Source organism: Pedobacter zeaxanthinifaciens, from assembly GCF_003313335.1.
Taxonomy (GTDB): domain Bacteria; phylum Bacteroidota; class Bacteroidia; order Sphingobacteriales; family Sphingobacteriaceae; genus Pedobacter; species Pedobacter zeaxanthinifaciens.
Genome location: NZ_QMHP01000008.1, coordinates 118,261 through 131,548 on the forward strand (window position 1 = coordinate 118,261; position 13,288 = coordinate 131,548).

Sequence of the window (13,288 nt, forward strand, 5' to 3'; positions counted from 1 at the left end):
AATGCTGGTTTGTGAATTCAGTATTTAATAAGGCTACAAGTTATTGATTATCAACAACTGATTGCCATAATTTATAGATAAACCTATTGAAAATAATATTAGTAAAATTAAAGTGAACAAAGTCATACTCTTCAATCCACGAAGTGCTAAAAATAAGCATCGCGTTCCTATCGGAATTCTGCAAGTGGCAGCTTCTATACACGGTAAATGGGAATATGTCATTGTTGATGGGAATATGGAAACAGATCCCGGCGCAAAGATAGAAGCATACTTGCGGACAGGAGAATATAAATATTTTGGATGCACAGTAATGCCGGGGCCGCAACTTAAAGAAGCTATTCCAATTACCAAAAAAATTAGAGGCCAATTTCCAAATGTTGTAACTATTTGGGGAGGATATTTTGCCACCAACCAACATAAAGTAGTGCTAGATTCGGGATATGTAGATTATGTGATTAATGGCATAGGAGACTTAGCGTTTCCGGCTTTGCTTGATGCCTTAGATCAACAAAAACCTACAATTCCGCTAATTAGTAACCTAATTTATAAACAAGATGGCCATATAATCAAGACACCAAAGGTGACCTTAATTGATATGGATGACTTGCCTTTACTGCCGTATGATTATTTGAATACACTTTATCCACTTAAAAATTATTTGGGTAAAACCTATCTTGGAAACAAAACAATTGGCTATCATTCCAGTTTTGGATGCCCATTTACATGTTCTTTTTGTGCAGTAGTACCCATTTTTGAGGCACGTTGGAAAGGCAAAAGTGCATCGTTAATTTATCAAGATATCAAGTTCCTAAAAAACAAATATGGCGTTGACTCGGTGGAGTTTTTTGACAACAACTTTTTTGTTTCGGAAAAGCGAGTGGTGGAGTTTTGCCATTTAATTAAGGATGAAAATATTACTTGGTGGGGTGAAGGGAGGATAGATACCATTGATAAATACTCCGATGAATCGTTGAAATTGATGAGAGCATGTGGTTGTAAAATGATTTTTTTTGGCGCTGAGAGTGGGAATGATGAAATCCTTAAGCAGGTAGATAAGGGTGGTACACAGTCGCAGGCGCAAATGCTTAACTTCGTTAAACGTATGAAAGCTGTGGGTATTATTCCGGAGTTTTCGTTTGTACTTGGTTTCCCGGCACCTACGGCTCAAAAGGTAATGCAGCAAGTTAATTTTGATATAAATTTCATCAAGAAAATCAAAGTATTAAACCCAGCTACGGAAATCATTATTTACGTTTATAGCCCGGTACCAACCGAAGGTTCGGAGATGTACGAACAAGTAAAAGCATTAGGGTTTAAATTTCCACAACATCTTGATGATTGGCTGGATGATAATTGGCAAAAATTCGATTTGCGAAGAAATCCACTTACACCTTGGTTGAGCCCCAAAATCGTGAACAAAATTCTTGATTTTGAACTAGTGATAAATGCCCGCTATCCAACCATATCTGATTTAAAATTAACTAAGTGGCAAATACGATTAATAAAGCTTTTATCTAGCTGGCGATATGCGCTTAATATTTTTAGTTATCCCTACGAGATAAAATTAGCAAATAGATTTTGGTTGAAATATAGGATGCCAAATACCGAAGGCGCAGAAGTAATTTATACGTCAGAAAATGCTGAATAGTCAATTAATCAAGGTGTTAGATAATCATAATATTCAAGACATTGTACTTGTTGATGTTGGCGCTAAAGGTGCGTTGGAATATTTTCGCAATTTGTTAAGTATAACAGAGATGTACGCCTTTGAGCCTAATTACATTGAATGTGCAAACTTGACGAAACGCTATCTTAATCATAAATTTAAGAAACTTCGCATTAACCAATATGCATTAGGCGTAGCCGACGTAGCGCAGGTTTCGCTTAATATCACCCAAAATGCTTCCATGAGTAGTTTGTTGACACCCGATAAGGACAACTACTTAAAGCACTTCGGTCAATACAAGGAATTTGATAAGTGGGCAGATGCTATATCGGTAAAAAGCCAAGCTCCCGTACAAATGAGAACTTTGGATAGCTATGTGCTTGAGCAGGGGATTAAACAAATAGACTATTTGAAAATAGATACACAGGGCAGCGAATTGGAAGTGTTGAAGGGGAGTAGCCAACTGTTGATTGATAAGAGCATCGCTGTAATAAAAGTAGAAGTTTCAACTATACCTGTATATAAAAATCAAGCGCTTTTTACCGATGTAGATGCCTTTTTGCGGAGTTTTGGGTATACACTTGTCGATTTCAGGACCTATCGGAGAGATGATTTTGCAACGCATGAACATTATGCACCTTGTGGCGATGCTATATATGTTGTTGATCGTTTGAATGGACAGTTTGGTTTTAAAGCGGCCATCATATTATTTAGTTTGGGATATAAAAGTTTGGCGCATAGATTTTTGGAGGATTATGGCCTATCAAAAGATGAAATTCAAAGCATAGCTAAGCTTGGCAGTGTAGGTTTTGCTAGTAGGCTAAGAAAATTTCTAAGGCTTTTGCTGCCTCCAATATTTGTTGAGGTTAAGCGTATACTTAGTAAATGATAATTACTAACTATCTAAGAAACTGTTTAAATTTCTGTTGATTAACATACAGCTGTCATGTTGAGCTTTTCGAAACATTTTTTAACAAGTAGTCTCCGCCAAGCTCAGACTGACAAGTAAAAAGTTAAACTGAAATTTAAACAATTTCTAATTCTTCATTGCTGTTTATTAAAAAATGTCAAGCTTGGTAAGCGAGGGTTATTGCATTTATTGAAGTAATTGTAATTATGTTTTTAGATTTAGCTGAGGGCCAACGCAATATGCTGCTATCTTTCTGGTTATATTCACTTGTTCATTAAGCTTATTGCCGCTAGTTTTAACTTTATTTAATTTGATATCAAAATTTAAGGTTTAATAGTTTGACGCCGACTCTCCAAATTTACTATGATGTACTATTGAATAAAATTGAGTCATCGAAATAAGGTGGTTCGCCCAGCTAAATTTTCGAGCCCTTTTTATCCCTTTTTTTATCATTTCTGTTCTTTTTTGCAAGTGGTTTAAAGAAAGTATTTCGTTTACAAATGCATCAGGATTTTCGTAGTCGCTAATAAATATAGCTCCATCTTCTGCAATTTCTCTCAAGCATGGAATATCCGAACAAACTACTGGACACCCTGTTTTCATGGCTTCAAGAACAGGTAATCCAAAACCTTCATATTTACTTGGGTATATTAGGCAATGGGCAGTGTTATAATGATAGTTTAACTCATCGGTGCTGATGTTTTCGAAATGTTGTATCCTGTTCCCAAATTTCGATTTGTAAGTTTTCCATTCTGTTTTGTAGAACTTTTCGTTGCTAATTACCACCAGGTTATATTGAGGTAGTTTTTCGATAATATCGATACAAATCTGAAAATTCTTATAGTGGCTGCGCCTACCTACAAAAATGATTTTATTGTTAACCTTTTGAATGCCTTCTAACGGAAATAGTGTATCGGAACATCCGTGATGTATCACACAAATTTTTTTACTAAAAGCATCTGGGTAGTAAATTAACAGGTTTTTTTTGGTTTCTTCAGATACGCAAATAATACCATCGGCACGTTTAATAGCGATTTTTTGAAGCCATTTTTTCACTGCTGCACGTATACCTTTTACGTGTCCCATCTCTGCCGCTAAATCATGTATGGTTACTACGTTAGCTATGTTTTTTTGTAAAGAAATACGCAAGTAACTGGAATGAAAAATGCTTTTTGGTTGCAGTTTTTTTAATAAGATGCGTGATAAGAAAAATGGATATCGATACTCTGACAGCTGTTTTGAACTGATTTCTTTTATGGAGCAGGGATTTATCTTATTTGTGAGTACTTTAAAATCGATGGCCTTAGATTTGGACATTTCCGAGATTACCGATTTCCAATAAACGGATATGCCACCAACCGACTGTAAGTGGAAAATAAAATCGTCGAGGTAGATCAACATATTTGCAAAATATAACTTTATTTGCTCAGAATAAAATTTATCTACTTTCCTAACAACCTACCTTAATGCTAAAACGGAAGTTTTCAACCATACTTAAGAATGTGCTGCGGCAAGGCATAAGTAGCATAATTAGTTTTTCTCTTCCCTTTTTAGTAATCAACCATTACTCAAAAAACCTATGGGCTGATTTTGTTGGTTATTCACTTTACTTAATGGCAGCAGTTGCCATAGTTGCTTGGGGTGGTACAGATTTGATTATTAGGAAGATAAGCCGCAGGCCAAATAACGCTGTTGTAATAATCCAGGAGCTATTGCTAAGTAGGATGCCTATCTTGTTGCTGTCTTTTGGTATCACTTTTCTTCTATTTCCTGTTGCAATAGCAACTGCTATTGCACTCTCTATCGCAGTTACATTCGTGGGACAACTTTTTTTTGCACTAATGCGCTACGAACGCTTGTACACGTGGTCTAGCTTAATTGAAGTGGTTTGTTATGTTTGCTTTTTAGTCTGTTTTTTTAGTTTTCAATCATTTGGAGATATTAAAAACTTCCTCAGGTTGTACACGTTTTATCAGTTATTGCGTACGTTGTTGGCCGTTTCCATACTTAACGGCTATGTATATCCTTGGTATGTTAGGCCAAGTTTTGATGTAAGTTATCTTTGGAAATCTTACGGGTTATTCATTTTTTCTATTGTAGGGTTTTTGATGTCGCGACTTGATTTGTACTTGGTTTCGTACACTCATAACAAATCTTTGTTGGCCAATTATCAGTTATTTAACGCTGTTTTCGTTAACGCAATGATAATACCTTATTTAATTTATTCTCCATATCAAAAAAACCTATATAGAAACGGGGAGATGGTCTATCGTAAAGTTAAACGTTTAATTTGCTCGGCTGGTTTATTTATTACGCCAATTATACTGCTCGTTATTTCAATTATTTTCAGGCATTTTGCAGGAATAGAAACTACCCCAATCCTAGGCGTTTTGTTGTTTTTTTCTGTATTTCCATCATTTGTTTACAGCCTAGACATCCTTTTTCTTTTGAAGAATAAATTAGAAAATAGAGTGGTTTTTCTTACCATAATAGTGTTGCTGGTAGAATTTTGCTCACTTTATATTTTGTTAGCGTTGCAGCAAGAGCTGTACAGTGCACTAACTGGAGTGGCAATAGGCCAAATGACGTTTTGGTTTTTGTTGAGCCGAGAGGTTAAGAAGCATCAAACAACTCACCATCAGTCAAGCTAAAAATAAAAAGCGCATGTTTTCAATAAACATGCGCTTTAATTTATGTAGTGGGCAAATTCTAATTTTCTTCTAACTGCTCTCCGCTCACTTCTTCTCTAATTTGTGCTTCAATTTGTTCCGCTAACTCAGGGTTGTCAAGTAGCAATTGTTTAACTGCATCTCTACCTTGACCTAACTTAGTATCACCATAAGAGAACCAAGATCCAGCTTTTTTAACAATGCCAAAATCAACACCAAGATCAATAATTTCGCCTGTTTTAGAAATACCTTCACCAAACATGATGTCAAACTCAGCCAAACGGAAAGGAGGGGCAACTTTGTTTTTTACAATTTTCACCTTAACGCGGTTACCTGAAACCTCGTCAGAATCTTTAATCTGCGACGTGCGGCGAATATCTAAACGTACTGATGCGTAGAATTTAAGTGCGTTACCACCAGTTGTAGTTTCAGGGTTACCAAACATTACACCAATTTTCTCACGTAACTGGTTAATAAAAATACAGCAACATCCAGTTTTTGCAATAGTTCCTGTCAATTTACGTAACGCCTGGCTCATCAAACGAGCTTGCAACCCCATTCTGCTATCGCCCATTTCGCCTTCAATTTCAGCTTTAGGCACCAAAGCAGCAACAGAGTCAATAACAATTACATCAATAGCGCCCGATCGAATCAAATTATCAGCAATTTCTAAGGCTTGCTCACCATTATCAGGTTGAGATATTAATAGGTTGTCAGTGTCAACACCTAATTTTTTTGCGTAAAATTTATCAAAAGCATGCTCCGCATCAATTATTGCAGCTATGCCGCCTTTCTTTTGAGCTTCTGCAATAATGTGTGTCGCTAAAGTTGTTTTACCTGATGATTCTGGTCCGTAAATTTCAATGATACGACCTTTTGGTACGCCGCCAACACCTAAAGCAATATCCAAGCTAATAGATCCCGTAGAAATTGCTTCCATGCTTTCTACCGCTTGGTCGCCAAGTTTCATGATAGAACCTTTGCCGTATGATTTTTCAAGTTTATCTAAAGTAAGCTGCAAAGCTTTTAATTTGTCTGCGTTTGGATTCATGTTTTTTAAAGTTCAGGGAATAAATATAACAATACGTTTCGGCAAATAATAAATTATGTTTAACTAATAATTTTAGCAAACATATCAAATTGTTTATAATAAATGCAAATAATTTTAGAAAATTTTTTTGATGTGTTAAATTTTGCTCATGTTTTTAGCTTTCTGTAGCTTTTCAAAATATTGGCAAAAATAGGTTAACTCGCAAATTTCGCACTTTGGACTGCGGGCTACACATACATATCTGCCATGTAAAATTAACCAATGGTGTGCCGTGGCTATGGTATGTTCGGGTAGGTTTTTTACCAAATCTTTTTCCACCGCCAATGGCGTTTTGCCCTTAGTTAGCCCCAGCCTGTTGGCTACCCTAAAAACGTGCGTATCTACCGCCATTGCAGGCTCGTTATACACTACAGATGCGATCACGTTAGCTGTTTTTCTGCCAACACCTGGCATTTTTTGCAGCTCTTTCACATCCGATGGCACCTCGTTGTTAAATTGATGAAGCAGCATATTGGCCATCCCAACCAAATGTTTAGCCTTGTTGTTGGGGTAACTCACGCTTTTGATATAATCAAAAACAATGTCTGGTGTAGTTTCAGCAAGCGCTTTGGCGTTAGGGAAACGATTAAAAAGTGCCGGTGTTACTTGGTTGATACGCTTATCCGTACACTGGGCAGATAAAATTACCGCTACCAGCAACTGGAATGGATTGTTGTAATGTAGTTCTGTCTCAGCGTGCGGCTGTTTGGTAGAAAAATGCTCTACAAAACAACGGTAACGTTCTTTTTTTAGCATAGGCGAAATTACGATTATTAGTGCATTGGTTCAATAGTTCACTAGTTCATTTGTTCAATAGTTCATTGGTTCACTAGTTCATTTGTTTGCCGGTCAGCGTTTTTATTTTGAAAATGTTTGTGCAGTATTTCTTGGCAATTGTATTCCCGCTTTTTGCTACAAGTCCCGCTTTGCAATCGGGAGCTTTTCGCGTCAATCGGGTTTAATTAACAATGTACTTGCAGTAAAACCAACTTTGTCAATCTTCTTTGCAAGTGTCTAGTAAGATTGACAAAGCTATCGGCAGTAAACTTTGCGGAGACTTCTTTGCTTTGCGGTTACGATAATAATACCGCAAAGGAAAATTAAGTTGCGCAGAGGTCGCAAAGCTATTAGTGATATAGTAATTGACAAAAGCTATTGCAGTAAACTTTGCGGAAACTTCTTTGCTTTGCGGTTAAGATAATACCGCAAAGTAGAATTAAGTGGCGCAGACGTCGCAAAGCTATTGGTGATATAGCAAGATTGACAAAGTTATAGCACCGAAATTGCCAATTAAACCCGATTGGAGTGTAAATACTTTTTGTCGCAGACCAAGAATTAAACTTACGAAGTTTCTAAAACTTCGTAAGTTTTGAATGCCTTACACAAAAAGATTGAAACGAAAAGCGGGACTGATTTCAATAGCACCACTGCTTTTGCTTTTCAAAAAAAATTTAACCTCAATAGAATGGCTTTTTTCGGCAGATTTCGAGCTTAAGCTAAAAACTTTACCTTTGTAGCAATGGCTCGAAAATCAAATAGCAAAAAATCGTTATTCAAACGGATTGCACTGGCAGCAGGTAAAGTGCTGTTATGGTTCTTCGTATTTTCGGTGATTTGGGTATTGGCCTATCGGTTCATTAACCCGCCAATTACGTTTTTGATGGTGCAGCGTAAATGGGAGCATAAGCCAGGCGAACAACCGGCAAAAATTAGGAACAAGTGGGTGAAGTTTGAAGATATTTCAGACAATATGAAGCGTGCGGCAGTAAGTGCCGAAGACCAACTTTTCCTAAAACACATGGGTTTTGATTTGAACGCCATTGAAAAAGCTTACAAAGCCAACGAAAAGAAAGGCAAAAAGAAGAAAAAAATCAGGGGCGGTAGTACGATTTCGCAGCAAACGGCAAAGAATGTGTTTTTATGGCCTGGTCGTTCTTACATTCGGAAAGCATTTGAAGCTTACTTTACACTGCTAATTGAGGTAATGTGGAGCAAAGAGCGAATATTGGAAGTGTATTTGAACGTTATAGAAATGGGAGATGGCATTTATGGGGCTGAAGCTGCTTCACAAGCTTATTACGGACATTCGTGTACCAAGATGAGTAGGCAAGAGGCAGCGCTGTTGGCGGCTTGTTTTCCTAATCCCATCCGCTGGAACCCAAATAAAGCTACCAGGTATATTAAGCACAGGCAGTATTTAATTATGAGAAACATGCGGAGGTTGGGCCCGCTTGATTTTTAATTTTTAGTTCATTGGTCATTAGTTCATTGGTCATTGGTCATTGGTTCACTGGTCATTGGCTCAATGAACATTGGTACTTGCTACTTTTCTCTGTCCTTCTTCTTATTCCACTTAATCTTAATTTCTCCATCTTCATCAACCGCTTTTAGGTGCAACACAATACCTTTCATACGGGCCAGTTCACGTTCTTTTTTATCAATGATATCTGCGCTCTTTTTCGGGTCGCGTAAGGGAATGTCCAATGCAATGTTTGTCCCTTTATTGAAGCCGTAAACGCCTTGCACATCAAAATTTAACGCAGTGGAATTTACTTTCATAGGGCTAATATCAACGGTTTCGCCACGTAATGTAAGTACGCCATTTAGTTTTTCCAATTGCACATTGGATAAGTTTCTGCTTCGGAAAACAAATTTCCCAATTTTCTCCAGCGGCTCAAACCCTACCAATGCAGCTTTGTCCAAAGTAAAATTCACCTTACCGAACATGGATTTGGGAATGATATTTCCTTTTGAACTGATACTACCTTGCGCATTTACTTTGGCAGATAAAAACCCTTTTAAGTTTTTGTTGGTGATAGATTTTTGTCCGAAATTATCGAAGGCATAAAAAAATTCTTTGATGCTAACTTTGGCGATATTGGCATTGAGCTGCATTTTATTAACAGCGCCAAGCTGTTCTATTTTTCCGTTGAAATTGATTTGTCCGCCGGCATGCTGTACACTCATGTTGTTGAAATAAACGCCATTACCAATTAAGGAGATGTTTGAATTAAGATGGTAAGCAACAAATTTTTGGTAAGTTGCCTTATCTACCTTGAGTTGCAGGTTTACTCTTGAAGCTTCTAGGGCATCGCGTAATTGTTCCGATGCTTCCTTAATAGCATTTCGGGTGGAGGTTTTTTTACGACGTGCTTGGCGTGGCCCTAAAAAAGGCATAAACTCGCTTAAATTCAAGTTAGGACTTTTAAGTTTAACGTTGATTTCTATTTTCTCTGGATCGGTATAGTAGAAATTTAAAAAATTCTGCATGTCGCAAGTCATTTGCACTACACTGCGCCCTAGCTGAAACCTGCTATTGGTAATGTGTAAATCTTTCTGACTAAAATTTAAGTCCAGTGAGCTATTGACAATTTTCATGTTACGTGGTAGATAGGTAATGTCCGCATTTTTAATTGCTACTTTTCCGTGAATCACTGGTTTGGTGAACAAGAAATTATCAATGTCGGCTTGGCAATATAAACGCAAATCGGCAGTACCTTTTCCAAACCTAAAAGTTTCGTCTTCAAATGAACTATTTAGTCTTTCTAGATCGAATTTTGAGATAACCAACCCCTGCGCTAATGGTTTTTCCAAGTTGGCTACGGTAAATGTATCTACCTTAATTGGCGCATTGTAATAGTTGCCGGTTAATCCGAAGAAACGAATTACGGAGTTAGCATCACCAATTGGTCGGGTGGTGGTATCTTGGTTTGAAAAATAACCAGTAAAAGAGCAATCGGTTAATTCACCCGATGGAATGGAGATATTATTGTTTTTCACGCTCATTTTAACGTTAATTAAAGGGTCGGCATGACTTTTATCCCCATCATCAATGATGCTGGCTGTAACATCCACAGGTTTTTCGATGCCAAACTTGAACAGTTTTTCGGAGATGTTTGGCGCTAAAATAGAAGCAATGTTTTTGTACAATAGCTGGTCGGCTTTAATGGCTATTGAAAAGGCTGACTTATTTTCGGCAATGTTAATGTTAGCGCCAATTTGATAGGTGTCGTTTCCAATTTTTAGAGGCTTTTGATCTATCATGATCACTTCGGCGTCGCCGTCGTAATGTGCCGTGAGACTGCCGGATAAGGTTTTATCTTTAAGGAAACTACCTTTTCTGGTGTTAAAGGCAAAACTGTTGATTTTGGTTTTCAATTTAAATTCGCCGTCCCAACGACCAAATGGATATTTTACCTTGCCTTTCAGTTCATCTACATAAAAACTGAATAGCTTGAATTTTTTTTGGTTATCAACCACCAAATTAACATTGTTCAAATCAATCAATCTTACTTGTAAATCTGTTGAGCCGCCATCATTTTCTACGGATTTATTTTTATCCTTTTTGCGGAACATACTGGTATTGCTGTAGCCGCTGCTATCGGTATATAGATAAATGCTGGCGTTATTAATGGAAACCTTACGAATATTGATGGTGCCTAGAAAAAGGGAAAGCGCATTTAAACTTACATCAATATCTTTTGCGGAAACTAATTCTTTATGGTGCTTGCTGTAAAGACTATCTCGCAGGGAAACATTTTTGAGCGATACTGCTACACCAGGAAATCCTTTGAGTAAGGTGGTTTCCATATGTGATACCTTTACCGAGCCGTTAACTTTTGCGTTAACTTGATTTAGGATTTTGGCTAAAATAGCCTTGTTATTATGATTGATGTAGTAGGCGGCACCTAACCAAATTACTACCAATAAAAGCACTAAAGCGCCAATAATTTTTAAAGATATTTTGAGCCAACGTAACATAAACGGTATCTGTAAGTTATCATAACAAACAAGTACGTCAGTTGTTTCGAGTGGTAAGGGACTAGTTGATAGGGGTTAGGGATTAGTTGTTAGGGATTAGGGGTCAGGGGTCAGGTGTGAGTAGTTGGAGATTAGTTGTGAATTAAACAATTAACCAATTAAACAGTTAACCTATAAATAGTTAACCGATTAACTATCTGCCAATTGCTCTGCAAAAACATTTTTATGCCAGCTGTCTTTTAATGGCACTTCCCATTTCTGATTAAATTCTTCGAGGGTTTGCACTAGGTTGTTAAATACTATCGTATCAAGCCCAATTTTTTTAATGCTGATCAGGGTTTCGAAGTCTTCTTTCGTCACTACATTAACGTCTCCATCAACTTTGTAGGCCATGTTGAAACGGTCAAATAAGTCTAGCCTAAATTTTGTTTCAATATCCTTAATCACCCTAACAGAAGCATCGATAGAGCAGCCAGTAGCGTTAGCCACTTCCTGATCAACTGTAAGTACAATAAAGTAATCGTGAAAAATTTCCGCCTTGGCTTTAAGTTGGTGTCCATGTGCTGTCCACTGCGCTACAAAGTTGTTTAATGTTTCTTGTATGCTGGCAGTTTCTTGGTCGGTGAATTTCCTGTTGCTTTGGTAAATCCAAACTTTTGATTGTGGAGAAAAAATCATATTCCAAATTTATCAAAATATTTAACTTTCAGAAGTTAAAACGGGACTCTCATGCAAAAGTTTACATTGGACTTAAAAAAGTTTGTTTTTTTAGGGTTTGGGCTAGCTTTATTGGTCTCTTCTGGATTTATTTTTCCAGAGGATAGCCGTGTTTTTATCCACGAATTGCTAAATAAGTACTACGATAAGGATGGTCAACAAGAGCCATTAAAGCGCTATGAGTTGAATGTTACCAACACAGGTTTTTGCAGGTATAGGAAAATTTACGCCAATGGTAAGGAAGAGTTCTTTTCCTTCAATTTATCGAGGTTTAAATCGATGGATTATTATGGTGACACCAAAAGTGGGCAGCTTTGGTTGCATACCAAAAACGATGATGTAATTGTACAAACCAGAAAGGATAAGAATGGAGACATTGACTCTATGGCTACTTACTTGGTGATTCCCCTAAAAAGCATTGACGAAGAAAAGCTGAACGAGCTAGCTGATCGATTTAGACAGTTAAGCCAAATTCAGTTGAGTGTAAATAAATAGCTTTGCTATGTCAAATGCTATGCAATCGTAAATTAACTAGCTAGGGCGCATTAAAGATCCTGAAACGAAAGATAACATGTTTGGTGATGGCGTTCCTATCTCGTCATTCTCGCAAACGCGGAAACTATGATGCGACAAAGTAACATTTACTCCAAGTACTAAAATACTATCGGATGTCTGTTACAAACCGTTAGCTCTAGCGGTAATCTCAGCGATATCTAACACCTTTACTTCTTGCTCCTTGTCTTTCAGTTTCACGCCATCGTTAAGCATGGTCATACAAAAAGGGCAGCCAGCAGCAATAAACTGTGGTTCAGTGCTTAAAGCTTCTTCAATTCGTTCAATGTTGATGTCTTTGTTTCCTTTTTCCGGTTCTTTAAACATCTGTGCGCCGCCGGCACCACAGCAAAGTCCGTTAGCTTTGCAGCGTTTCATTTCAACCAATTGCGCATCTAGCACTTCAAGCGCTTTTCGAGGAGCTTCATAAACCCCGTTGGCACGGCCAAGGTAACAAGGGTCATGATACGTAATTTTCTTGCCTTTAAAACTTTCGCCACCTTCGGCTTTTAATTTACCCTGGTTAATTAAGTCTTGAATCAATTGAGTATGATGGATCACTTCGTAGTTTCCGCCTAATCCCGGATACTCATTTTTTATCGTATTAAAGCAGTGCGGGCACCCAGTTACAATTTTTTTGATGTTGTAAGCGTTTAGCACCTCAATGTTAGCCATGGCCTGCATTTGGAATAAAAACTCATTTCCGGCACGCTTAGCTGGATCTCCGGTACAGCTTTCTTCTGTACCCAAAACTGCATATTTCAGTCCAACATGATGAAGTATCTTGCAGATATCACGGGTGATTTTCTGTGCTCGTTCGTCATAACTTCCAGCACAGCCTACCCAAAATAAAATTTCTGGTTCTTCTCCTGCGGCCATCATGTCGGCCATTGTTGGTACTTTAAATTCCATTTTTTTAGTAT

11 protein-coding genes are annotated in these 13,288 nt (G+C 37.5%); 5 read left to right on the plus strand and 6 right to left on the minus strand.

Features of this window, described 5'->3' with window-relative positions; genetic code table 11:
• Positions 1–112: 112 nt before the first annotated feature.
• Both DUT68_RS13310 and DUT68_RS13315 read left to right on the plus strand, forming a co-directional pair.
• Positions 113–1,648 carry a B12-binding domain-containing radical SAM protein gene (locus tag DUT68_RS13310; protein WP_113638703.1) on the plus strand — a complete coding sequence of 512 codons (1,536 nt, stop codon included), beginning with the start codon at positions 113–115 and terminating at the stop codon, positions 1,646–1,648.
• A complete protein-coding gene (locus tag DUT68_RS13315; RefSeq protein WP_113638704.1) occupies positions 1,638–2,555 on the plus strand; it encodes an FkbM family methyltransferase in 918 nt (305 codons plus the stop codon). Before DUT68_RS13310 ends, DUT68_RS13315 begins: the two co-directional genes overlap by 11 nt.
• Before the next feature lie 351 nt (positions 2,556–2,906).
• Here the strand turns inward: DUT68_RS13315 and DUT68_RS13320 are convergent, their stop codons facing one another.
• Entirely contained in the window at positions 2,907–3,977 is a 1,071-nt protein-coding gene (locus tag DUT68_RS13320; protein WP_113638705.1) for a glycosyltransferase family 4 protein, read from the minus strand.
• Positions 3,978–4,189: 212 nt separating this feature from the next.
• Between DUT68_RS13320 and DUT68_RS13325 the strand changes: the two genes are divergently transcribed.
• A complete protein-coding gene (locus tag DUT68_RS13325) occupies positions 4,190–5,227 on the plus strand; it encodes a polysaccharide biosynthesis protein (protein WP_113638706.1) in 1,038 nt (345 codons plus the stop codon).
• A gap of 58 nt (positions 5,228–5,285) precedes the next feature.
• Here the strand turns inward: DUT68_RS13325 and recA are convergent, their stop codons facing one another.
• Complete coding sequence (recA, locus tag DUT68_RS13330; RefSeq protein ID WP_113638707.1) at positions 5,286–6,296, minus strand: recombinase RecA; 1,011 nt, start codon at positions 6,294–6,296, stop codon at positions 5,286–5,288.
• 135 nt (positions 6,297–6,431) lie between these two features.
• Positions 6,432–7,091: an endonuclease III gene (gene nth, locus DUT68_RS13335; RefSeq protein ID WP_113638708.1), complete on the minus strand. Its 660-nt coding sequence runs from the start codon at positions 7,089–7,091 to the stop codon at positions 6,432–6,434.
• A 763-nt stretch (positions 7,092–7,854) separates the two neighbouring features.
• Here nth and mtgA point away from each other — a divergent pair.
• A complete protein-coding gene (mtgA, locus tag DUT68_RS13340) occupies positions 7,855–8,577 on the plus strand; it encodes a monofunctional biosynthetic peptidoglycan transglycosylase (protein ID WP_113638709.1) in 723 nt (240 codons plus the stop codon).
• A gap of 80 nt (positions 8,578–8,657) precedes the next feature.
• Here mtgA and DUT68_RS13345 read toward each other — a convergent pair whose 3' ends face one another.
• Both DUT68_RS13345 and DUT68_RS13350 read right to left on the minus strand, forming a co-directional pair.
• Entirely contained in the window at positions 8,658–11,096 is a 2,439-nt protein-coding gene (locus tag DUT68_RS13345) for an AsmA family protein (RefSeq protein ID WP_113638710.1), read from the minus strand.
• Between the two features lie 189 nt (positions 11,097–11,285).
• Positions 11,286–11,774 carry an ABC transporter ATPase gene (locus DUT68_RS13350; RefSeq protein WP_113638711.1) on the minus strand — a complete coding sequence of 163 codons (489 nt, stop codon included), beginning with the start codon at positions 11,772–11,774 and terminating at the stop codon, positions 11,286–11,288.
• A 51-nt stretch (positions 11,775–11,825) separates the two neighbouring features.
• Here DUT68_RS13350 and DUT68_RS13355 point away from each other — a divergent pair, with 51 nt between their 5' ends.
• Positions 11,826–12,308 (plus strand): hypothetical protein, encoded by a 483-nt coding sequence (locus tag DUT68_RS13355; RefSeq protein ID WP_113638712.1) that lies wholly within the window; start codon positions 11,826–11,828, stop codon positions 12,306–12,308.
• A gap of 180 nt (positions 12,309–12,488) precedes the next feature.
• Here the strand turns inward: DUT68_RS13355 and DUT68_RS13360 are convergent, their stop codons facing one another.
• A complete protein-coding gene (locus DUT68_RS13360; protein WP_113638713.1) occupies positions 12,489–13,277 on the minus strand; it encodes a (Fe-S)-binding protein in 789 nt (262 codons plus the stop codon).
• Positions 13,278–13,288 lie beyond the last annotated feature (11 nt).

What these genes read in the sequence shown, in the direction of transcription:
- DUT68_RS13360 (WP_113638713.1), bottom strand. Translation starts at nt 13,277, where the DNA reads ATGGAATTTAAAGTACCAACAATGGCCGACATGATGGCCGCAGGAGAA.
- DUT68_RS13350 (WP_113638711.1), bottom strand. Translation starts at nt 11,774, where the DNA reads ATGATTTTTTCTCCACAATCAAAAGTTTGGATTTACCAAAGCAACAGG.
- DUT68_RS13345 (WP_113638710.1), bottom strand. Translation starts at nt 11,096, where the DNA reads ATGTTACGTTGGCTCAAAATATCTTTAAAAATTATTGGCGCTTTAGTG.
- DUT68_RS13315 (WP_113638704.1), top strand. Translation starts at nt 1,638, where the DNA reads ATGCTGAATAGTCAATTAATCAAGGTGTTAGATAATCATAATATTCAA.
- DUT68_RS13325 (WP_113638706.1), top strand. Translation starts at nt 4,190, where the DNA reads ATGGCAGCAGTTGCCATAGTTGCTTGGGGTGGTACAGATTTGATTATT.
- mtgA (WP_113638709.1), top strand. Translation starts at nt 7,855, where the DNA reads ATGGCTCGAAAATCAAATAGCAAAAAATCGTTATTCAAACGGATTGCA.
- recA (WP_113638707.1), bottom strand. Translation starts at nt 6,296, where the DNA reads ATGAATCCAAACGCAGACAAATTAAAAGCTTTGCAGCTTACTTTAGAT.
- DUT68_RS13355 (WP_113638712.1), top strand. Translation starts at nt 11,826, where the DNA reads ATGCAAAAGTTTACATTGGACTTAAAAAAGTTTGTTTTTTTAGGGTTT.
- nth (WP_113638708.1), bottom strand. Translation starts at nt 7,091, where the DNA reads ATGCTAAAAAAAGAACGTTACCGTTGTTTTGTAGAGCATTTTTCTACC.
- DUT68_RS13320 (WP_113638705.1), bottom strand. Translation starts at nt 3,977, where the DNA reads ATGTTGATCTACCTCGACGATTTTATTTTCCACTTACAGTCGGTTGGT.